Here is a 20,579-nt window from a genome sequence, read left to right as displayed (position 1 = left end):
TATTCTGACCAATGGCGACGAGCCGGTCAACGGGCCCGCAGCGAAGGTTCCGGCAAGTCTGTGTCAGAGAAAATCAAAAACCGGCGGACACGGTTCTGCCGCCGACATCGGCCAGGTCCCGGTAACCGATGCGGAAGCCGACGCCACGTATCGTCCGTATTACCGCGGAGTCACCCATTTTGTTACGCAGGCTGTTGACGTGGGTGTCGATCGTCCGGTCGGACCGCGCCCACCCGTCGCCCCACACCCTGGCCATGATCTCACGCCGCGTGAACACCTCGTCCGGTTCCGCAGCGAGCAGGAGCAGCAGGTCGAACTCCTTGCGCGTCACCTGGACGAGCGTGCCGCAGCGGTGCACCTCCCTGGTGCGGACGTCGAGCCGGAGCGGACCGCACGAAACCACGTCCCAGTCGTCGGCGCCGGTCAGGGTCCGGCGCAGGATCGCGTCCACCCTGGCGACCAGTTCGCGGATCCCCACCGGCCGGACGAGGTAGGCGTCGAGCCCGCCTCGCAGGCCGGTGACCAGGTCGATGTCCGACCCCGGTGCCGCCGTGCCGATGATCGGCACGGCACTGGACGCCCGAACGGCCGTGCAGACCGCCAGCCCCGGCGCCGGCAACCCGAGCACCACCAGATCGACACCGGGCGCGGCGGCGACCGCCGCCGGTGCACTGTCGACGGTCTCGACCTCGAATCCCTGCCTGCGCAGCGCGCCGGCGACGACCAGCCGCTCCACCTCGTCACACTCGGCAACCAGCACCCGCACCATCACTGCCCCCAGTGAATCGTCACGCAACCATCGGAAAGCTCGTCCTGTCGCCGAGTCTGACAAGTCCTCCGGAATTTCTCAACCAATCCCACGACCAATGCAGGCGATTACCCGATCCCTGCACAACACAGCCCGATCGACACCGCCGGTCAGCCGGAACTACAACAAAGAACAGCGGACGTTGTACCCACTAGCCGCCGAGCCGGAACCCGATTCCGGGCACGTTGACAACCCAGGAGTGCGCCCCCAGTTTCGACCGTAATGTCCGGACGTGCGTGTCGATTGTCCGGGTTCCCCGTCCGCTCGAATCGCGCCACACTTCGGCCATGATCCGGTGCCGCGTGAACACCCGGCCCGGCTCGGAGGCCAGCAGGGCGAGCAGGTCGAATTCCTTCGGCGTCACGGCGACCCGCCTGCCGCCGACCCGGACTTCCCGGGCGCGCAGGCCGATGTGCAGCGAGCCGTGCACGACGGTCTCCGCGGCCGCCGCCGGCTCCACGGCGGCGCCGCGCACCCGGCGCAGCACCGCGTCGATCACCGCGACGACTTCACTCGGCCGGACCGGCCCGGTCACGTAGTCGTCGAGCCCCGCCTGCAGCCCCAGCACCCGGTCGAGCTCGGAGTCGCGACCGGACACACCGACGATCGGCACCCGGCTGCGCGCACGGAGGCGGCGGCAGACCTCCAGGCCGTCGAGGTCGGGGAGGTCGAGGGCCAGCAGCACCAGATCAGGAAGGACGGAGGTGGCCAGCAGCGCGCTCCCGCTGTCCACGACGCTCACCTCGAAGCCGTGCCCGCGGAGGTCACGCCCCAGGTTCCCGGCGGTCGCCGGCATCGTCCCCACCAGTAGCAAGCGCACATGCCCCCCTCACGACGAAGCGCGGCAGCTCGTGCGTCCGGGGTGACCTCGGCCGACTGCGGTGGGAGGACTTCGGCAGTCTCTCCCGGCTCGCCGGCGAGGCGGTCGCCACTGGCCGTCCCCAGTCGCCGCGATCGTTCGAGGTTAGCCGCTCGATGACCGGCACCCCAGCCGGCTCGTTAACTTCCCACTGAATGGACGACGGCGGGAACACCGTTGGTGCGGATGGACCAGTCCGCGATTCTGTCCATTATGGACGATTGGCCGGGAGCCGGCCGACGTACCGGAGGATCAGCTCGACGCATCCGGCCGCCGTCACCGCGGCGGTGTCGACGACCAGGTGGTCGCGGTCCCACGGCTCGTATTCCCGCTCGACGACGTCCCGCCACGTCGGCAGCTCCAGCCCGGGGATGTCACCCGCCCGCCCCTCCACCCGGGCACGGTGCTCGACCGGATCGGAACAAACCAGCTCGACTTCGAGGACCCGATCCCCGACCGCGCGCCACGCGTCCCTGGTGATCGCCAGCGGATTGACGCACTCGGCGACGACGCAGACGCCGTTGGCGAGCTGGTCGCGGGCCAGGGCGTAACCGGCGACGTACCCCGCGGCCCGCGGTCGTGCCGGAAGCTCACCGGAGTCCACCAAGGCCTGCTCGATCGTGTCGATGCGCAGATAGGCCGCACCCAGTGCGCGAGCCAGCGGCCGGGCCACCGTGGACTTGCCCGTGCCCGGCAGGCCGCCCAGCACGACCAGGACGGCGGACGTCACCCGGCCTCGGGATACAGCTCGCGATAGGCCGCGATGTGCCCCCAACCCGTCGTCACGGACTCCGCCGCCAGCACGGCATGGGCGATCGCGCGGGCGAAGGCGTTCGACGCGGCCGCGAACAGCGCCGGGGTCGCGCCGGTGGCGCTCGTGCCGGTGGCCACCGCGAACACCGTGTCCCCGTCGGCGATGCCGTGGGCCGGGCGGACCGCCACCGCCAGCCCGTCCTGGCCCGCGCCGGCCAGGCAGTACGCCGCGCCCGGGTCGAGGGACGCGCTGGTCGCGACCACGCCGATCACGGTGTTCAGCGGGGTCCGGGTGTCCCGGTCGCGTGTGGACGCCGCCAGCCGCTCCCGCGCCGCGGCACGGGCGGCTTCGTCCAGCGCGTTCAGCGAAAACTCCCGCCAGGCCCGGCCCTGGCGGGAAGTCGCGCCCAGTGCACACCCGTAGGGCAGCCCGGACGATGGGTCCACCGCGGGGTGGTGGGAGTTCAGGACGGCCAGGGCGGCGACGACCGTGCCGTCCGGCAGGATCGCGCTCGCGGTCCCCACACCACCCTTCATCTCCGCGCTGACCGCGCCGGTTCCGGCCCCGACGTTGCCCTGCGCCACCGGGCCGCCGGTGGCCGCGCGGACGGCTTCAGCCCCGAGTTCCGCGTGCGGACGGGCGTGGAAGTCCCCGCCGCGGCCGAGGTCGAACAGTGCCGCGACGGGGACGACGGACGTCGCTTCGGGCCGGTGCTCGGCCAGCCAGCCGAGGACGCCTCCGGCCGCCGCGAGACCGAACGCACTGCCACCGGTCAGGGTGATCGCGCCGACGGCCGGAGCGGGGTGACGAGGGTCGAGGGCGGCGGTGTCGCGGGTGGCCGGTCCGCCGCCGCGGACGTCGACCGAGACCACCGCGCCCGGTGGCGGCACCACGACCGTGGTGCCGGTCAGCGCGCCGTCGCCGATGCGGGTGGCGTGGCCGACGCGCAGGCCCGGGACGTCGGTCAAGGCGTTGTGCTCGCCCGCGGTGTGAGGTGCCATCAGGAAGGTCCGTACCTCGAGGTCGGTCGGCCGAGGCCGAGGTGGTCACGCAGCGTCGTCCCGTCGTATCTTGCCCGAAACAGGCCACGGCGGCGCAGGATGGGCAGCACCAGCTGGACGAAGTCGTCGAGCGTACCGGGCAGGTACGGGAAGACGAGGGTGAACCCGTCGGCGGCCGGGGCGCCGAACCAGCGTTCGATGTGGTCGGCGACCTCCTCCGGCGGGCCGACGATCGTGCTCGAGTCGTCGCTGATCTCGGTGGCCAGCTGCCGGATCGTGAGTCCCCGCTGCCGGGCCCGGAGGTAGACGTCGAGCTGGGTGCTCTTCGACTGGTTGGACTCGGGCAGCTCCGGCAGCGGCCCGTCGAGCGGGTGGCCGGTGAGGTCGAACCCGCCGAGCAGGTAGGCCAGGTGCGCCAGCGCCACTTGGGGTGGCATCAGCCCGCGCAGGGTGTCGCGCTTGGCTTCGGCGGCGGCACGGGTCTCCGCGGTGATGACCGAAAGCGCCGGAAACACCTTGAGCTCGTCGGGGCTCCGGCCGAAGGCCGCGGCGCGGTCTTTGATTTCGGCGTAGAACTCCGTGGCCCGCGCCAGGTCCCGCTGGCCGGAGAACACGACTTCGGCCACGCGGGCGGCGAACTGCTTGCCCGCTTCCGACGCGCCGGCCTGCACGATCACCGGACGCCCTTGTGGGGGCCGGGCGATGTGCAACGGGCCCGCCTCGTCCCACAGGCCGGTGACGACGTCGAAGAACTCTTCCGCCCGGGCGTACCGGTCGGCGTGGCCCACGTGGGCGTCCCGGCCGAAGTTGAGTGCTTCCCCGTCGTTGAGCGACGTGACGACGTTCCAGCCCGCTCGGCCGCCGGAGATGTGGTCGATCGAGGCGAACGTCCGCGCCAGGTGGCAGGGCTCGTTGTAGGTGGTCGAGGCAGTCGCGATGAGGCCGATGCGGCTGGTCGCCGCGGCCAGCGCGGCCAGCAGCGTGGTCGGCTCGAACGAGTCGTTGACCACCGACACCCGCGACAGCACGTCCTGGCTCTCCAGCGGGACACCGACGAGGTCGGCGAAGAAGACCGCGTCGAACTTCGCCGCTTCCGCGGCGCGGGCGAAGGACAGCACGGTGTCGAAGTCGACTCCGGCGTCGGCGCGGGTGTCCGGGTGCCGCCACGCCGCGAGGTACTCCCCCGGCGGCTTGAGGAACGCGGTGAAGTGCAGCTGCCGGGTCATCGGGTCACCTCCGGACGGGCGAGGCCGAGGTTCTCCCGCAGCGTCGTCCCGTGGTAGCCGTCGGGGACCAGGCCGCGACGGCGCAGGATCGGCACGACCTGCCGGACGAAGTCGATGGCCGGCCCGGGAAGGGAGGGGAACGACACGGTGAACCCGTCGGCGGCACCCTCGGTGAACCACTCCTGCATCCGGTCGGCGAGCTGCTCCGGCGTGCCCGCTTCGAGCGGGAACAGCTGCGCCCACACGCGGATCTGCGCGGGTTTGCGGCCCGCCGCCTCGACCGCGGCCCGGATGGCGATCGCGGTGGCGACGTCCGGCCGGGAAACGAGAAACACGTCGCCGTGCCGGGCGGCGAAACCCGGGCCGGTCCCGGTCACGAACACGACCGGATGTCCCTGCGGGGGCCGGGAGATGTTCAGCGGCCCGCGGACGCGGAAATGTTCGCCGCGGTGTTCGGGCGTCCGCAGCTGGTCCGGGTCGTAGTACCGGGCCGTGGCGACGTCGCGGATCATGGCCTTGTCGGAGAAGCTGTCCCACAGCTGCCGGACGACGTCGGCGAACTCGTCCGCGCGCCCGTGGTCTTCTCCCCGATCGGCCTGCCACCCGGCCCGGCCGTGGGACAGGTGGTCGAGCGACGCGAACTTCCGTGCAACGTGGTAGGGCTGCCGGCCGGTCGTGCCCACGGTACCGACCAGTCCGATGTGCCTGGTGACCGTGGACAATGCGGAGAGCAGGGTGAGCGGCTCGAACAGCCCTTTTGCTGCCGGGTCGTCGGCGACGAGAACGGCGTCGAAGCGGCCACGTTCGAGCAGCCGCGCAATGTCGGCGTGGAAGGCGAAGCCGGACGGCCCGGCGGTGGGTTCCTGCAGGAACGCGCCCAGCGCGAGGAACCGGGTCACGGCCGCCACCCCAGCTCCGGGGCGATCTTCGTGGCGATGGTTTCCAGCCGGTCCAGAGCCTGGCCGAGCGTGGAGCTTTCGGCCTGGACGGCCGCGATCAGGTGGGTGCCGGGCCCGGCGAAGACGGGGTCGGCGCGCAGGGATTCGACGATGTCCTCTCGAGTGCCGTGCTGGACGTTCATCAGGCGGAGCAGTTCGGTGAGGCTGATGTCCTCGTGCGGCGCCCAGCCCGCGCGGACGTGCAAGGACCGGTAGCGGGCCACGTCGGTCTCCAGCTGTGCGGCGGCGGCCGCGCGGCTGGACCCGGGAAAGATGCCGCGGACCGCCGCGATCCGCGGAGTCCGGGGGCCGGCGTCGAGGTAACCGGCCGCGAGCCCGGCCTGGACCCGGTCAGCGGGTCCGACGCCGAGCAGCAAGCCACGGCCCGAGACGGCGGCGTCGGTCAGCACCTGCGGCCGCAGGCTGGACTCCCACAGCCGTTCGCTCAGCTCGTGTCCGGTCAGCGCCTCGGTCAGGGTACGGAGGTGGCGGTCGTACTCGGCGTGCCGGTTTCCGACGTCGCGGCCGAAGACGGCGAAGTCGTCGACGACCGGTGTCCCGCTGCCCAGCCCGAGTTGGAGGCGGCCGCCGGAGAGCGCGTCGAGGACGATGGCGTCCTCGGCCAGCCGCACCGGGTCTTCCAGCGGGAGCACGGTGACGGCGGTGCCGAGGTGGATCCGCCGGGTCCGCTCGGCCGCCGCCGCGAGCAGCACCAGCGGCGAGGGCAGCCGGCCGTGCTCGGGCTGGAAGTGGTGCTGGGCCACCCAGCCGGACTGGTAACCCAGTTCCTCGGCGGCGGCGAACAACTCGACCAGGTCGCGGTAGAGCCGTCCGGCGGGGACGCGGCCTTCGCCGTGGACGTGCGTGAGGAAGCCCAGGTGGAAGGTCATCGCCGCCACCCGAGAGCCGGGGCGATCTCGGTGGCGATCACCCGCAGCCGCTCGATGTCGGCGTCCACATCGGACATTTCGTGCTGCACCACGGGCAGGAACCAGCTGTCCGGGTTGAGGAGGCCGAGCAACGCCGGATCGGCGTGCAGGCTCTCGACGACTTCCTCGGTACTGCCGTGGTGGACGTTGATCCGGGCCAGGTGCTCCTCGGGGCTGAGCCCGGTCAGCTCGGCGAAGTTCCGGCGGTGGATCTCCAGCGCCGGGGCGAGGTCGTCCTGGGCGGCCTGGCGGTCCTTCGCCGGGAACACGGCGCGCACGATGCCGAAGCGAGGACGGACCGACGCCGCCGCGTACGCCTCGGCGAGGGGGCGCTGCACTTTGCGGGGGTCGTGGACGGCCGTGCCGAGCAGCAGGCCGTCGCCGGCGCGGCCGATCGCCGCGGCCCGGGTGACGTCCGAGGTGGCCTGCCAGAGCCGGTCGCCCAGCGCCGGCGTTGGCGGCTGCAGGACCGAGCCGCCCAGGGCGAGCCGGAGCGTGCCGAGGTTGTCGTCGTGAAGCCGGTGGCGGTGGGCGGGGTCCTGGCCGAACCGGGCGAAGGCGTCGGTGTTGGCGCCGCCGGTGCCGAAGCCGAGTTCGAGGGCGCCGCCGGTGAGCGCGTCGAGGACGGCCGCGTCCTCGGCGAGCCGGATCGGGTCTTCCAGCGGCAGCACGGTCACCGCGGTGCCCAGGCGGAGCCGGGGCGCCCGGGCCGCCACCGCACCGAAGAACACCAGCGGCGAGGGCAGCCGGCCGTAATCGGTGCGGAAGTGGTGCTGGGCGACCCAGCCGCCGTCGAATCCGAGTTCTTCGGCCTCGGCGAACACTGTGAGCAGCTCGCGCAGGACCGTGCGCAGGTCCTTGCCCGGCCCGTGGACATGGGTGAGGAACCCGAGCTTGAACGCGCTCATCCGACCTCCTCGGGAAGCTGGGGCACGGCGTCCAGCAGGGCTTGGGTGCAGGGGTGCTCCGGTGCGGCGAGGACGTCGGCAGTGCGGCCCTGCTCGACGGCGACCCCGTCCTTGAGCACCAGCAGCCGGTCGCACAGCTGCTGGACCACGCCGATGTCGTGGGACACGAGGATCAGCGAGAGACCCATCGTGTCCGCCAGCCCGGCGACCAGGTCGATGATCTGCGCGCGGACGGCCGCGTCGAGGGCCGAGAACGGCTCGTCGCCGACGAGTATCTTCGGCCGCGGCGCGAGCGCGCGGGCGAGCGCGATCCGTTGCCGCTGGCCGCCGGAGAACTCGTGAGGGTAGCGCCCCGCGGCGTCCGGCTCCAGGCCGACCGCGACGAGGATCTCTTCGACGCGCGCGTCGTGGTTTCCCGGCACCCGCAGGCATTCCAGGGGCTCTGCGACGATGTCCCGGACGACCGTGCGGGGGTTCAGCGAGCTGTACGGGTCCTGCAGCACCACCTGCACATCGCGGCGGAACCATGTCAGGTCGCGCCCGGTGACCGGCCGCCCGCGGTAGCGCACCGCCCCGGTGTCGGCCTTCTCGATGGCGAGCAGCAACCGCAGCAGCGTCGACTTGCCGGAGCCGGACTCGCCGACGATCCCCAGCCGGCCGCCGTCTTCGAGCGTCAGGCCGACGTCGCGGACGGCGTGCCGGTGCCGGGCGGGTTCGAACAGCCGGCCGCGGGGCAGCCGGTACGACCGGTGCAGGCCGGTGGCCTCGAGCAGCGTCACGGGGTCACCTCCCGGGAGCGCCGGAACGCACTGGCTCGGGCGATGTCGAGGAGTTCGCGGGTCGCCGGCTGCCGGGGTGCGTGCAGGACGTCGCCGAGCGAGCCGTCTTCGAGCAGCCGGCCGCCACCGAGCACGAGCACTCGCTCGGCGATCTGCGCCAGCACGGCCAGGTCGTGGGTGATGAACACCAGCGCCGTGCCCTGTTCGGCGACCAGCGCGCGCAGCAGGCCGAGGATTTCCGCCTGCACGGTCACGTCGAGCGCGGTCGTCGGTTCGTCGGCCAGCAGCAGGGCGGGACGGCAGGCCAACGCGATCGCGATGCCCACCCGCTGGCGTTGCCCTCCGGACAGCTGATGCGGGAACGCCCGGACGGCGTGCTCGGGATCGGGCAGACCGACCTTCTCGGCCAAGGCGACGGCTTCGGCCGCGGCCGCCTTTCGGGTCAGGCCGCGGTGGGCCCGCAGGGGTTCGGCGATCTGCCTGCCGACGCGCATCAGCGGGTTCAGCGCGGTGCGCGGGTCCTGGAACACCATGGCGATCCGCTCGCCGCGAACAGCCGACAACGCCCGGTCGGGGCGGCCGAGCAGTTCCGTGCCGTCGAGCCGGACGCTGCCGCGGACGGTCATCCCGTCGGGCAACAGGCCGAGCACGGCCAGCGCGGTGAGCGACTTCCCGGAGCCGGACGCCCCGATCAGGCCGACCCGCTCCCCCGCGCCGACAGTGAACGAAACGCCTTCGAGGAGCTTTCGCGTTCCGATGTGGACGGTCAGGTCCTCAACTTCGAGGAGGCTCATCGGGTCGTCACCAGCCTCGGGTCGGTGGCGTCGCGCAGGGCGTCGCCGAGGAGGTTGAAGCCGAGCACGGTGAGTGCGACGGCGAGACCGGGCCAGATCACCAGGAGCGGCCGGGCGGCGATGTAGGCCTGCTGCTCGTGGAGCATGCCACCCCAGGACGGCGACGACGGCGAGCTGCCGTAGCCGAGGTAGGTCAACGCGGCCTCGGCCAGCACCGCCAGCGCCATGACCAGCGACAGCTGGACGATCAGGGTGGGCGCCAGTGTCGGCAGGAGGTGCCGCCGGACGATCCGGCCGGTCCGCGCGCCCCCGGCCCGGGCGGCGAGGACGTAGTCGCTGCCGAGTGCGGCGGTCAGCTCGGCGCGGGCCACCCGGGCCACGGCGACGCCGAACCCGATGCCGATGGCGGCGACGACCGTGGCCAGGGAACTGCCGTAGACGGCCGCCAGCACCATCGCGAGCAGCAGCACCGGGAACGCGACGAGCAGGTCGATCAGCTGGACCACTCCCGCGCCGACCCAGCGCGGGGTGAGGACGGCCAGCAGGGCCAGCACGAGCCCGACCACCGTCGCCACGGCCGCCGACGCCACCGCCGCGACCAGCGTCTCGCGGGCACCGGCCAGGAGCTGGCTGAACTGGTCATGTCCGATCCGGTCGGTGCCGAGCAGGTGCCCGCCCTGGAACGGCAGCAGCCAGGCCTGCCCTGGGTTGGTGGCCTGGGGGTCGAACGGCGTCCACCACAGCGACACCACTCCGGCGAGCACGAGCAAGACCACCACGGCGAGGCCGAAGACCCCGCCCGGCCGCCGCAGCAACGGCCTCCACGCGCGGCGGATCATCGCGGCTCCCGCAGGCGCGGGTCGATCAGGCGGTGGACGACGTCGACGGCGAAACCGATCACCAGCACCGCGGCGACGACGAGGAACACCTCGCCCTGGACCTTCACCAGGTCCCGGTTGCCGACGTCGCCGACGAGCATGCTGCCCACCCCGGGCAGGGTGAACACGCGCTCGACGACGACCGCGCCGACGATGAGCGTCGCCAGCTGCAGCCCGAGGATCGACACGACGGGCAGGGCGGCGTTGCGGAAGCCGTGGCGCCGCAACGCCTGGGCCTTGGTGAGCCCCTTCGCGCGCGCCGCCCGGACGTAGTCCGCGTCGAGTACGCCGAGCACGGCCGAGCGGACGAACCGCAGCAGCACCGCGCCCTCGGACAGGCCGAGCGCGATCCACGGCAGAACGAGGCTCTTGAGGGCGAGCCCGGGTGAGTTCCAGCCGTCGGCCGGGAAGCCCTGCGCGGGCAGCCAGCCGAGTTCGACCGAGAACACCAGCACGAGCACCAGCCCGAGCCACAGGGTCGGCACGGCGATACCGATCTGGGACAGCGCGCTGATGCCGGTCCCGATCGGACCGCGCCGCCGGACCGCGGCCCAGGTGCCGAACGGCACCGCGACGGCCAGGGCGACGACGACCGCCCCAGCCACCAGTGGCGCGGTGACCTGGAGTTTTCGACCCAGCTCGCCGGTCACCGACGTGCCGTTGAGCTGAGAGCGGCCGAAGTCGCCGTGCAGGACGCCGGTCACCCACGAACCGAACTGGGCAGGCAGCGGCCGGTCGAGGCCGAGCTCCGCGCGGATCGACGCCAGCTGCTCCGAGGTGGCGCGGAAGCCGCCGATGGTGGCGGCGACGTCCCCCGGCAGCAGCCGCAACAGGACGAACACGAGCACGCTCGCGATCGCCAGCGCGACCACCAGCAGCCCGGTCCGGCGGAGCAGGAACAGTGTCACTTCACTTGCCGACCGCGAGGTTCGCCAAGGGGAACCGGTTGCTCGTCTCTGCCTTCGGCACCCCGTAGACGCCCTTCCGGACCACCGTGTGGGCCTCGCCGAGGAACAGCCAATCGCTCGCCGCGTCGGTGGAGATCTGCTTGGCGACCTGCTTGAGCAACGTGTCGCGCTCGGCGTCGGTCGCCGCGGTGCGCGCCTGGCCGTACCACTGCTGGACCTGCTTGTCGTCGTAGCCGAAGTAGTACGCGGGCTTGGTGTAGTTGGCGATGTCGCGCGCCTCGGCGTGGTCGACGAGGCTCAGCTGGAAGTCGTGGTTCTTGAACACCTGCGACAGCCAGGCCGGGAACTCGACCTGCTTCACCGTGAGCGTGACGCCGGCCTGCTTGAGGTTGGACACCAGCACGTCGGTGATCGACGTGGGGTAGATCGACGGCACGTCGAGGGTGAGCTGCAGGCCGTTCGCGAACCCGGCCTTGGCGAGCAGCTGCTTCGCACTGTCCGGGTTGTAGGCGTCGATCGACGTCAGGTCCTCGTACCACGGGTCCTGCGGCGGGACCGAGCTGCCGATGACCGTGCCCGCGCCGACCGCCTTGACGATGTCCTGCTTGTTGACCGCCTGCCGCAGCGCGTGCCGGACGTCCGGGTTGGTGAACGGTGCCTTCGTGCCGTTGAAGGCCAGGGTGTACTTGTCGGTCGTGGTGCCCTTCAGCACCGAAAAGGCATCACCCGAGGTGAACGGCTGCAGCAGCGTCGGATCCGCGGCGGTTTCGACGTCGGTCTGGCCGGTCTGCTCCGCGTTGTTGGCCGCGTTGGTCTCGGTGATGTAGTGGAAGACGACCTTGGCCACCTTCGGCTTGGCGCCCCAGTAGGCGTCGTCGCGCTGGAAGGTGATCGACGAGCCGCGGTTCCACTGGGCGAGCTTGAACGGGCCGGACCCGTTCTCCGCACCGTCCAAAGTGGCGAAGTCGGTGCCCTTCTTGAAGACGACGCCACCGCGCTGGGTCAGGTTCCACAGCAGGAAGGTGTCGCGGCTCTTCAGTCCGATGCGGACGGTCGTGGGGTCGGGCGCGGTGACGTCGGCGATCGAGGCGAACTCCGCACCATAGACGGCTTTCGAGCCGGACGCGGTCTGCTGCTGCAGTGACCAGACGACGTCGGCGGAGGTCAGCGGCGAGCCGTCGTGGAACTTCGCGCCGGAGGCGAGGTGAAAGGTGTAGCTCAGGCCGTCGGGCGCCTGCTCCCACGACGTCGCCAGCTGCGGGACGATTTTGTCCTTCTCCTCGGGGTTCACCGAGACCAGGTTCTGGTAGACGTTGTCGAGCAGGATCTGATCGAGGGCCGCGCCGGACGTCGAGAAGATGTTGAGGCTGGACGGTTCCAGGACCAGCCGGACGTTCACGGTGGCGGCGGTGTTCAGCTGGTCGTCCGGTGGGGTGGCCGCCTGCGCGGAGGTGCCGGCCGCGGGGTCCGCGGCGCCGCCCGTGCCGCACGCGGTCGCGGTCAGGACCACCGCGACCAGCGCAGCAGGGATCGGAAGAAGGCGTCGCATGGTTCTCCTCGGGGACGGGGTCTGCGGTTCAGCCGCGGACGTGCTCGGCGGCAAACTCGGTGAAGACGCGGTACACGTCGTCGCGGTCGAGCTCGTTCAGGATGTTGTGGCGGTCTTCGGGGAAGACGACGGCTTTGGCGTCCGGGAGCAGGTCGGCCGCCCGCAGCGCCCCGGCGGCGGGCGCGAGGTCGTCGTCCGCGCCGTGCAGCAGGAGCACGGGCAGGTCGAGTTCCGGCAGGACGGCGGCGACCCGGGGCGCTGCTTCGCCGAGGGCCCTCAGGGTCTCCAGGCGCAGGCCACCCTGCCAGGTCAGCGGGTCGTCGCGGATCTGCTGGGCGTATCCGGGGTGGCGGGTCAGCTCGCCGGGGTCCTTGCGCAGGTCCCACGGATCGATTCCGCTGGCCAGCAGCGCGACCAGGCCGCTTTCGGCGTCGGGCACCAGCGACGAACCGGCGAGCACCAGCGCGGCCGGGCGTTCCGGCAGCCGACCTTCGCCGACCAGGAGGGTCGCGACAGTGGCGCCCAGCGAGTGCCCCGCGATCACCAGCGGCAGTCCGGGGTGCACGTCGCGGGCGAGGCCGGTGAGGGTGGCGGCGTCGGCGAGGAGGTCGTCGACGGCCTCGATCAGGACGCGTTCGCCGTCACTGCGTCCGTGCCCGGCGTGGTCGAGCGCCCACAGGGCGAACCCGGCACCGGTCAGCGCTTCCGCGAACGGCTCGTAGCTGCCGATGTGCTCGCCGAGGCCGTGGAAGAACACGACCAGCGCCTTCGGTTCCGCAGGCGTCCAGTGTCCATAGTGGATCTTCCCGCGGCTTCCGGTGAACTCAGCCATCGCTGCCCTCCAGTCCGTGCGCCAGGTCCGCCAGGAGATCGTCGGCGCCTTCGAGGCCGACCGACAACCGGACCAGGCCCGGGGTGACCCCGCCGGCCCGCTGCTGTTCGTCGTCCAACTGGGCGTGCGTGGTCGAAGCCGGGTGGATCACCAGGCTGCGCACGTCGCCGATGTTGGCGAGGTGGCTGAACAGCCGCAGCCGGTCGACGAACCGGCGTCCGGCGCCGAGGCCGCCCTTCAGCTCGAAGGCGACGACCGCGCCGACGCCGAGCGAGAGGTACCGCTTGGTCGTGTCGTGCCACGGGCTGCCGGGCAGCCCGGCGTAGTGCACCGCCTCGACCTCCGGGTGTTCGGCGAGCCACGCGGCGACCGTGTGAGCGTTCTCGACGTGCCGCTCCATCCGCAGGGACAGCGTCTCGATGCCTTGCAGGAGCAGGAAACTGTTGAACGGCGAGACCGCCGGGCCGAGGTCGCGGACGAGCTTGGTGCGCAGCCGGAGGGCGTAGCCGAGCTCGCCGAACTCCTGCCCGAACACGAGGCCGTGGTAGCTGGGATCCGGGCGGGTCAGCTGAGGCCAGCGGTCCGGCTCGGCCGTGTAGTCGAACTTGCCGCCGTCGACCACGATCCCGCCGATGCCGGTGCCGTGGCCCGAAAGGAACTTCGTCGTCGAATGCACGACGATGTCCGCGCCGTGTTCGAGGGGCCGCGCGAGGTAGGGCGTCGGCACGGTGTTGTCGACGACCAGCGGCACCCCGGCGGTGTGGGCGACTTCGGCGACCGCGCTGATGTCCAGGACGTTGCCTCGCGGATTGCCGACCGTCTCGGCGTACAACGCCTTCGTCTCTGGCCGGATCGCGGCCCGCCATTCCGCGAGGTCGTCGGGATCACGCACGAAGTCGACCGCGATCCCGAGGTCGGCGAAGGTGTAGGCGAGCAGGTTGTACGTGCCGCCGTAAAGGCTCGCGGCCGCGACGACGTGGTCTCCGGCGCGGGCGATGTTCAGCAGCGCCAGCGTCGACGCGGCCTGGCCGCTGGCCACCGCGACCGCGGCCACCCCGCCTTCGAGGTCGGCGAGCCGTTCCTCGACGACGGCGGTCGTCGGGTTGGACAACCGCGTGTAGGCGTGGGTCTCGAGGTCCCGCAGCGCGAACGCTTCGGCGGCGTGGTGCGCGTCGGTGAAGGTGAACGACGTGCTCTGGTAGATCGGCGTCGCCCGGGCGCCGGTCGCCGGGTCCGGGCGGGCGCCGGCGTGGATCTGGCGGGTCTCGAACGCGGTCATCCGCGCTCCGCCAGGACGTCGGACCACCAGCGCTCGGCGACCTTCGGGTGCGACCGCAGCCACCCGACCAGTGCGTTCTCCCCGAAAGCCGCGTGCAGCGGGTTGTCGGCGTCCTGACTGACACCCCGGGCCTCGGCCGCCAGCTCCGCCGGGAGCTCCAGGGGTTCCACGACCGCGTCCAGCCGCGGCCCGAGGAAGAACGGCACGGAGAACCGCTCGACCCCGGCGGGCGGGCTGACCACGCGGTGGTGCGTCGCCTTCAGGTACCCCTGGGTGGCGATCTCCAGCATTTCCCCGATGTTGAACACGAAGCTGCCCGGGATCGGCGTGGCGTCGATCCAGCTGCGGTCGGCCGCCCGCACCTGCAGGCCGCCGACCTCGTCCTGCTGCAGCAGCGCGAGGTAGCCGTAGTCCTTGTGCGCGCCGACGCCCTGGTCCTGCTCCGCCGATGGCCGGCCCGGGTAACGGACGATCTTGACGTGCGTGGACGCCTCTTCGTCGAACCACGCGTCGAAGTAGCCCTCGTCCTGCCCCAGCGCCGCGGCGAGCGCCCGCAGCACCTCACGGCTGACGCGCAGGGCCTCGGCCTGCCAGGCCAAGGTCGTCTCCCGCAGCCCGGGAAGCGCCTCCGGCCATTGGTTGGGACCGATCAGGCGTTGCCACGCGGGGCCACCGGGCTCGACGGGCTCCCGTTCCGGGCCGATGTCGATCTGCTCCCGCCAGTCGGGCGTGCCGCCGGTGTACTCGTAGCCGGTGCGCGTGTAGCCGCGGAACTGCGGCGAGTGGATGTTCTCGATCGCCAGCCGCTCCTCGACCGGCAGCGCGAAGAACTCCTTCGCCACGTCGAAGATCCCGGTGGTCAGCTCGTCCGGCACGCCGTGCCCGACCACGTAGAAGAAGCCGACCTCGTGCGCTGCCCGGCGCAGCCCGGCGAGGAACGCGGCCCGGTCGGCGGCCGGGTCGCGGAAGCGCGAGATGTCGATCAGCGGCAGAGCGGTGGCCGCCCCGGATTCGTCGAGCGTCGTCACGTCCGGCAGCCTAAGCCGCCCCGGCAGGCGGGACGGGTGTTCTCACATCGCGGACTCCGTGGGCACCTGGTCGACCGTGACACCAGTGTGCCGGCACCCGGCCGCTGTCGTCGGTCACCGAAGCCGCCGTCCACCTCGCGGGAACCTCCTTTCGTAGGGCGAAGAACGGCCGACGCGGATCCGCAAAGCGGGCGCAAAAACGCAAAAACCCGCGCCTGCCGAGAAAACGCGGACGGCCCTAACTTCGGTGGGCGAACGTCCCCTTCCCCGAGGAGCAGGAAATGCGTGCAGCGAGATTCACCGGAGCCGCGGTCGCCGTGGCGGCGGCGGTCGTCTTCACCGGTGTCACCCCGGCCCAGGCGGCCGAAGGCGTGGTGCTCGGCACCGCCGACGCCGGAACCGTCGCCGGAAGTTACATCGTCGTGCTGAAGGACAGCGCGAAGAACACGGACAGCGGCGACCTCGCCCGGCGGTACAGCGGCACTGTCGGGCGGATCTACACGCAGAACCTCGCCGGATTCTCCGTGCGCCTCGACGAAAAGCACGCCAAGCGCCTCGCGGCCGACAACGCGGTGGCCTTCGTCGAACAGGACAAGACCATCCACACCGAAGCCGTCCAGCAGAACCCGCCGTCGTGGGGCCTGGACCGGGTCGACCAGCGGAACCTGCCGCTGAACAACCAGTACACCTACTCGACCACGGCGTCGAACGTGAACGTCTACGTCCTCGACACCGGGATCCGCGCGACCCACCAGACGTTCGGCGGGCGCGTGCACCAGGGCTACGACTTCGTCGACAACGACAGCAACGCCGACGACGGCTACGGGCACGGCACCCACGTGGCCGCGACGATCGCCGGCTCCGAGTACGGGGTCGCGAAGGGCGCCCAGCTGTACCCCGTGCGCGTGCTCGGCTCGAACGGCAGCGGCACGATCTCCGGCGTGATCGCCGGCGTCAACTGGATCACCTCCAACGCCAAGAAGCCCGCCGTGGCCAACGCCAGCCTGGGCGGCGGGGTCTCGACCGCGCTCGACACCGCGGTCCGCAACTCGATCAGCTCGGGCGTCACCTGGGCCGTCGCGGCAGGCAACTCCAACGCCAACGCCTCGACCTCCTCGCCCGCCCGGGTCGCCGAAGCGATCACCGTCGCCGCCGCGGACAAGACCGACACCCGCGCGTCCTTCTCCAATTACGGCGCCGGCGTCGACCTGTTCGCCCCCGGTGTCGGCATCACCTCCGCGTGGAACACCAACGACACCGCCACCTACACCGGCAACGGAACGTCCTTCGCATCGCCGCACGTCGCCGGCGCGGCGGCGATCTACCTCGCCACGCACCCCACCGCCACCGCCGCGCAGGTGAGCCAGGCCCTCGTCGCGGCGGCTACGCCGAACCTGGTCAAGAACCCGGGCAGCGGTACCCCGAACCGGACCCTCTACATCGCCCCCTGACGCCGCACCGGAAAGGAGGGCGGGGCCCCGGCGAACAGCCGGGGCCCCGCTTGCGTTCACGGTTCCCAGCGGATCCCGACCCGGCCGGCGGCATCGGCTTCGGCGACGTGCACGGTTCCGCCGGAATCCGGGTACAGCTCCCGGACAGCGCTGCCGCCGGGCAGCCGCACGCACCGGGCCGGCAGCTCGGCGAACCGGGCCTCCAGGAGGTAGTCGCGGACCGGGTGGTCGAAGACGCGCAGGAACTCGTGCGCGGCCGGCCGGGCCGGGAACGTCGCCCCGAATTCGACGATGACGGACTCCCCCGGCGCCGGCGCCGCATCCAGCACGAGGTCCGCGGTCAGCCGGCTGCGATCGAGGTCGTGCCCGACGCTGCCGACGCGGCAGTTGCGATCGGCGACGATCTTCGGCGTCACGCCGGCCGGCAGGTCCCACCGCACCGGCCAGCGCTCCGATCCGGCTTCGACGGCACGCAGCACCACCCGGACGCGGACGGCGGCGAGCCGGCCGCCCTCGTCGATTTCCGCCCGGTCGTGCTGGCTGAGCACGACCAACCGGCCGTGGCGTCGCGGCCGGGGCGGCCCCAGCAACATACCGAGGGAACCGGACGGCAAGTCGAGCAGCTGTTCCAGACCCGCGAGCACCCGCAGTGACTCCGCGCGTTCCGGGCGCCGCCGGCCGGACTGCCAGAGGCTCAGCGTCGGAACGCTGACCGTCAGACCCCGCCGCGCGAGGCGGTGGCGAATGCGGTCCAGCGACAGCCCGCTCTCCCCGATGGCCGCCCGCAGCGCGTCGGGAAACGGACCTTGGGCGAGCAGGCGGTTCAGGTCGGCCGAGCGTTCGGCGACGGGACGCATGGGAGCTCCTCGGGACGGATCAGTCGCGGAGTCACGCTCAGCGACACCGATTCCGGCTCGACCACCATCGTGTGAGAACCCGTCCCGTTGCCATGCACCGAAAGTAAGAACCCGTGCGTGAACTGTCAACGATGTCCGAATTCTGAGCTCAGCCCGGGATCGCGTTCAGCTGCTGTTCCCAGGCCGGGTACTTCGCGAGCTTCGCGAGGACCAGAGCGCCGATCTTCGCGCCGGTGTCCGGGTCGGCGTCGTCGGTGAAGCGCACGGCCGAGAGCCGCGCCAGGCTTGGCAGGATCACGTCGTCCCCGGCTAGGTGCACAGGGTCGTGCAGGTACCGCTCCAGCGCGGCGAGGTCCGGCACGCCGACGCAGTAAGCGTGCGTGAATCCCTCGGCCGGATCGCCGAGGTCCCGCCCGACCGTGCCGAACGCGGTGGACTCGACGCCCGCCGTCCGCCGCATCGCCGCGAGGACGGCGTCCCGCTCGTCCTCGGTGACCTCGTCGCGGAAGCGGAACCGCAGCAGGTTGACGATCATGGTGCCCTCCCAGAGTGAACTAGCGAGTTCAAATTAGCGAACCGTCGAGTCAGTTGTAAACTACGTCCATGACCAGCACGCGCGGCCGGATCGACAAGCGGGAGGCGATCCTCGACGCCGCCTTCGCGGTCTTCTCCCGAGTCGGCTACGACGCGGCGAACGTCCAGGAGATCGCCGCCGAGGCCGGCGTCGCGAAACCGACGGTCTACAACCACTTCCAGGACAAGGAAACGTTGTTCCGGGCAACCCTCGCCGCGGTGGCGGAGCAGGTCGGCGCGGCCAACCTCGCGGCGGTCGAGCGCATCACCCCGGACGGCGACCCCCGGCAGACCTTGACGCACGCGGCCCGTACCTTGGCCCGTCGATGTTGCGACGAGCAGTCCCGCGCCTTGCGCACGCTCACCTACGCCCAGCTGAGCCGCTTCCCCGAGCTGCTGACGGACGTCCACGCGGTCACCGCCGGCCGGCTGGGTGACGCTTTGGCGGACCACCTCGCCCGGCTGGTGATCGGCGGGCAGCTGCGTCATTGCGACCCCGCGCTCGTCGCGGAACAGTTCCTTGCTTTGCTGACCGGCCCGCTCGAGCGCCGTTCACACCTCGGCACCCGGCGGCTCGCCGCGGCCGAGATCGACGCCGTGGCCGACCAAGCGGCCGAGACGGTGTTCCGCGCCTTCGCCGCCTGATTCAGAGCTCGCGGGACACCGCGCCACGGCCCGGGGCCGCCGTGCTCAGCCGGCGCCGTTCCGGCGAGCGGCCCGGACGGTCTGGTCGAGCAGCGTCGCAATCGTCATCGGGCCGGCTCCGCCCGGGACCGGCACAGGTACGACACTCGTTCTGCGGCACCGGGTGCTGCTCGGCGAGGAAAGCCTGCACGTCGGTGCCGCCCCGGTGGCACGTTTCCCGCCCTCGACATTCCACCACTCTGACCACCGGACTGATCCAGCGCCGCAGATCGGGCCGCCTCGCGGGTTTTCGAGATGGTCCCGCGGCGAGGCGTGGATCGGTGCGGGAAAGTGACACGGATTTCTCCCGGGACCGAGTTCAGGCGAGGATCGACCGGCCCAGCCCGGTCAGCACGGCGTCGTCCTGCGGGGTGTGGACCCGGCTGCACAGCACGTCGCGGTAGTACCGTTGCAGCGGGTTGGTCCGGGTCAGCCCGGGATTCCCGGTCAGCGCGACGGCCTGTTCCACCGCCTCGATTAGCAGCCGCGTCGCGAGCACCTTCGCCACTCCCGCCTGCGCCGGCGCGGCCGGGTCGCCCTCGTCGGCCCGGCGGGCGAGGCCGAACAGGATCTCCTCCGCCCCGGTGATCCGCGCGGCGATTTCGCCGACGCCGGCCTGGAACCTCGGCAACGTGGCCAGTGGCTTGCCGAGCCCGCTGGGGACGCGGTCACGGAGGAACCCGGTGAGCCAGTCGAGCGCATTGCGCGCGACACCGAGGTAGATCGCCGGCAGGGCCAGCGGAAAGGTGAGCACCGGCGGCCGTTGAGTATCCGGTGTGGACAGTCCGGGCGGCGCCTCCGCCGGGACGTCGGTGAACACGACGTCGTGGCTCGCGCTCGCCCGCAGCCCGAGGTGGTCCCAGGTCGGCTCGATCTCGATGCCCGGTGCGCCGGCGTGGACCAGGAACCCGCCCACCCGCGGTGAAGGCTCGTCGGTCCGCGCCCAGACGATCATCCACCGCAGGCCCACCGAACCGGTCGAGTAGATCTTGCGGCCGGACAGGCGCCAGCCGTCCGCCGTCCGGCAGGCGGTCGTCGCGGGCAGGCCGCCGCGGGTCGGGGAGCCGAGCTCCGGTTCGACGCGCAACGCGTTGATCAGCACCGGCCGCTCGGCGGATTCGGCGAGGACCCGCCGGTAGACCTCTTCGGGCCAGGACGGCTCGGCGCCCTGGGCGGCGTGGACGAACAACGTCATCGCGGCGACCAGTGCGACCGACGGATCCCCGCGCCCCAGCTCGGAAAGCAGCCGGGCCGTATCGAGAACGCCGGCGCCCGGACCGCCGTAGCGCGGGTGCACGGTCGCGGTCAGCAGGCCGGCGCCGTGCACCAGCTCGACGCCCTCGTGCGGGAATGTCGCTTCGCGGTCGTGCTCGCCGGCCCGTGCGGACAGCGCACTGACGATCGACGGCAACGCGGCCAGGTCGGGCTGCGGCACGGTGGCAACGCTCGTGGTCACGAGTCCTCCCCGGGGGTGTTGGGCCGACGATAAGGGGCCCTGCGCCGTCGGAGCCAGCACCGTCCACCAATTGGACACCTGAAGATGC

At 71.8% G+C, this 20,579-nt stretch carries 21 protein-coding genes; 2 read left to right on the top strand and 19 right to left on the bottom strand.

The features are described 5' to 3' along the window. Positions 1-73: 73 nt before the first annotated feature. From H5965_RS20480 to H5965_RS20405, 16 genes are all read right to left on the bottom strand, one after another. Positions 74-769, bottom strand: coding sequence for a response regulator transcription factor (locus H5965_RS20480; protein ID WP_310972022.1), 696 nt, complete (start codon positions 767-769; stop codon positions 74-76). A gap of 190 nt (positions 770-959) precedes the next feature. Further along, complete coding sequence (locus H5965_RS20475; RefSeq protein ID WP_310971640.1) at positions 960-1,604, bottom strand: response regulator transcription factor; 645 nt, start codon at positions 1,602-1,604, stop codon at positions 960-962. Positions 1,605-1,878: 274 nt separating this feature from the next. After that, complete coding sequence (locus tag H5965_RS20470; RefSeq protein ID WP_310971639.1) at positions 1,879-2,397, bottom strand: AAA family ATPase; 519 nt, start codon at positions 2,395-2,397, stop codon at positions 1,879-1,881. Further along, positions 2,394-3,422 (bottom strand): P1 family peptidase, encoded by a 1,029-nt coding sequence (locus tag H5965_RS20465; RefSeq protein WP_310971638.1) that lies wholly within the window; start codon positions 3,420-3,422, stop codon positions 2,394-2,396. Before H5965_RS20465 ends, H5965_RS20470 begins: the two co-directional genes overlap by 4 nt. Beyond that, entirely contained in the window at positions 3,422-4,648 is a 1,227-nt protein-coding gene (locus H5965_RS20460) for an LLM class flavin-dependent oxidoreductase (RefSeq protein WP_310971637.1), read from the bottom strand. The genes H5965_RS20465 and H5965_RS20460 overlap by 1 nt, the downstream gene beginning before the upstream one ends. Next, positions 4,645-5,547: an LLM class flavin-dependent oxidoreductase gene (locus tag H5965_RS20455; protein WP_310971636.1), complete on the bottom strand. Its 903-nt coding sequence runs from the start codon at positions 5,545-5,547 to the stop codon at positions 4,645-4,647. The genes H5965_RS20460 and H5965_RS20455 overlap by 4 nt, the downstream gene beginning before the upstream one ends. Continuing rightward, the gene (locus tag H5965_RS20450; RefSeq protein WP_310971635.1) at positions 5,544-6,476 is read right to left on the bottom strand and encodes an LLM class flavin-dependent oxidoreductase; all 933 of its coding nucleotides are present in this window, start codon (positions 6,474-6,476) and stop codon (positions 5,544-5,546) included. The genes H5965_RS20455 and H5965_RS20450 overlap by 4 nt, the downstream gene beginning before the upstream one ends. Then, positions 6,473-7,423, bottom strand: a complete 951-nt coding sequence (locus H5965_RS20445; RefSeq protein ID WP_310971634.1) for an LLM class flavin-dependent oxidoreductase — start codon at positions 7,421-7,423, stop codon at positions 6,473-6,475. Before H5965_RS20445 ends, H5965_RS20450 begins: the two co-directional genes overlap by 4 nt. Beyond that, positions 7,420-8,202, bottom strand: coding sequence for an ABC transporter ATP-binding protein (locus H5965_RS20440; protein WP_310971633.1), 783 nt, complete (start codon positions 8,200-8,202; stop codon positions 7,420-7,422). Before H5965_RS20440 ends, H5965_RS20445 begins: the two co-directional genes overlap by 4 nt. Next, complete coding sequence (locus tag H5965_RS20435) at positions 8,199-8,996, bottom strand: ABC transporter ATP-binding protein (protein WP_310971632.1); 798 nt, start codon at positions 8,994-8,996, stop codon at positions 8,199-8,201. The genes H5965_RS20440 and H5965_RS20435 overlap by 4 nt, the downstream gene beginning before the upstream one ends. After that, complete coding sequence (locus H5965_RS20430; RefSeq protein ID WP_310971631.1) at positions 8,993-9,835, bottom strand: ABC transporter permease; 843 nt, start codon at positions 9,833-9,835, stop codon at positions 8,993-8,995. Before H5965_RS20430 ends, H5965_RS20435 begins: the two co-directional genes overlap by 4 nt. After that, complete coding sequence (locus H5965_RS20425; protein ID WP_310971630.1) at positions 9,832-10,782, bottom strand: ABC transporter permease; 951 nt, start codon at positions 10,780-10,782, stop codon at positions 9,832-9,834. The genes H5965_RS20430 and H5965_RS20425 overlap by 4 nt, the downstream gene beginning before the upstream one ends. 1 nt (position 10,783) lies before the next feature. Next, the gene (locus tag H5965_RS20420; RefSeq protein WP_310971629.1) at positions 10,784-12,331 is read right to left on the bottom strand and encodes an ABC transporter substrate-binding protein; all 1,548 of its coding nucleotides are present in this window, start codon (positions 12,329-12,331) and stop codon (positions 10,784-10,786) included. Positions 12,332-12,359: 28 nt separating this feature from the next. Next, positions 12,360-13,163: an alpha/beta fold hydrolase gene (locus H5965_RS20415; RefSeq protein ID WP_310971628.1), complete on the bottom strand. Its 804-nt coding sequence runs from the start codon at positions 13,161-13,163 to the stop codon at positions 12,360-12,362. Next, positions 13,156-14,442, bottom strand: coding sequence for an aminotransferase class V-fold PLP-dependent enzyme (locus H5965_RS20410; RefSeq protein ID WP_310971627.1), 1,287 nt, complete (start codon positions 14,440-14,442; stop codon positions 13,156-13,158). Before H5965_RS20410 ends, H5965_RS20415 begins: the two co-directional genes overlap by 8 nt. Next, complete coding sequence (locus tag H5965_RS20405) at positions 14,439-15,470, bottom strand: 2-oxoglutarate and iron-dependent oxygenase domain-containing protein (RefSeq protein ID WP_310971626.1); 1,032 nt, start codon at positions 15,468-15,470, stop codon at positions 14,439-14,441. The genes H5965_RS20410 and H5965_RS20405 overlap by 4 nt, the downstream gene beginning before the upstream one ends. A gap of 281 nt (positions 15,471-15,751) precedes the next feature. Between H5965_RS20405 and H5965_RS20400 the strand changes: the two genes are divergently transcribed. Next, positions 15,752-16,921 (top strand): S8 family peptidase, encoded by a 1,170-nt coding sequence (locus H5965_RS20400; RefSeq protein WP_310971625.1) that lies wholly within the window; start codon positions 15,752-15,754, stop codon positions 16,919-16,921. 56 nt (positions 16,922-16,977) lie between these two features. Here the strand turns inward: H5965_RS20400 and H5965_RS20395 are convergent, their stop codons facing one another. Together H5965_RS20395 and H5965_RS20390 are read right to left on the bottom strand one after the other, a co-directional pair. After that, positions 16,978-17,778, bottom strand: coding sequence for a hypothetical protein (locus H5965_RS20395; protein ID WP_310971624.1), 801 nt, complete (start codon positions 17,776-17,778; stop codon positions 16,978-16,980). Positions 17,779-17,926: 148 nt separating this feature from the next. Further along, complete coding sequence (locus H5965_RS20390) at positions 17,927-18,313, bottom strand: Dabb family protein (protein ID WP_310971623.1); 387 nt, start codon at positions 18,311-18,313, stop codon at positions 17,927-17,929. A gap of 68 nt (positions 18,314-18,381) precedes the next feature. Here H5965_RS20390 and H5965_RS20385 point away from each other — a divergent pair, with 68 nt between their 5' ends. Then, positions 18,382-18,996 (top strand): TetR/AcrR family transcriptional regulator, encoded by a 615-nt coding sequence (locus H5965_RS20385; protein WP_310971622.1) that lies wholly within the window; start codon positions 18,382-18,384, stop codon positions 18,994-18,996. 358 nt (positions 18,997-19,354) lie between these two features. Here the strand turns inward: H5965_RS20385 and H5965_RS20380 are convergent, their stop codons facing one another. Continuing rightward, positions 19,355-20,491 carry an acyl-CoA dehydrogenase family protein gene (locus tag H5965_RS20380; RefSeq protein ID WP_310971621.1) on the bottom strand — a complete coding sequence of 379 codons (1,137 nt, stop codon included), beginning with the start codon at positions 20,489-20,491 and terminating at the stop codon, positions 19,355-19,357. Between the last annotated feature and the right edge of the window lie 88 nt (positions 20,492-20,579).

Source organism: Amycolatopsis sp. 505, assembly GCF_031625235.1.
Lineage (GTDB): Bacteria > Actinomycetota > Actinomycetes > Mycobacteriales > Pseudonocardiaceae > Amycolatopsis.
This window is presented reverse-complemented; position numbering and strand designations above follow the sequence as displayed.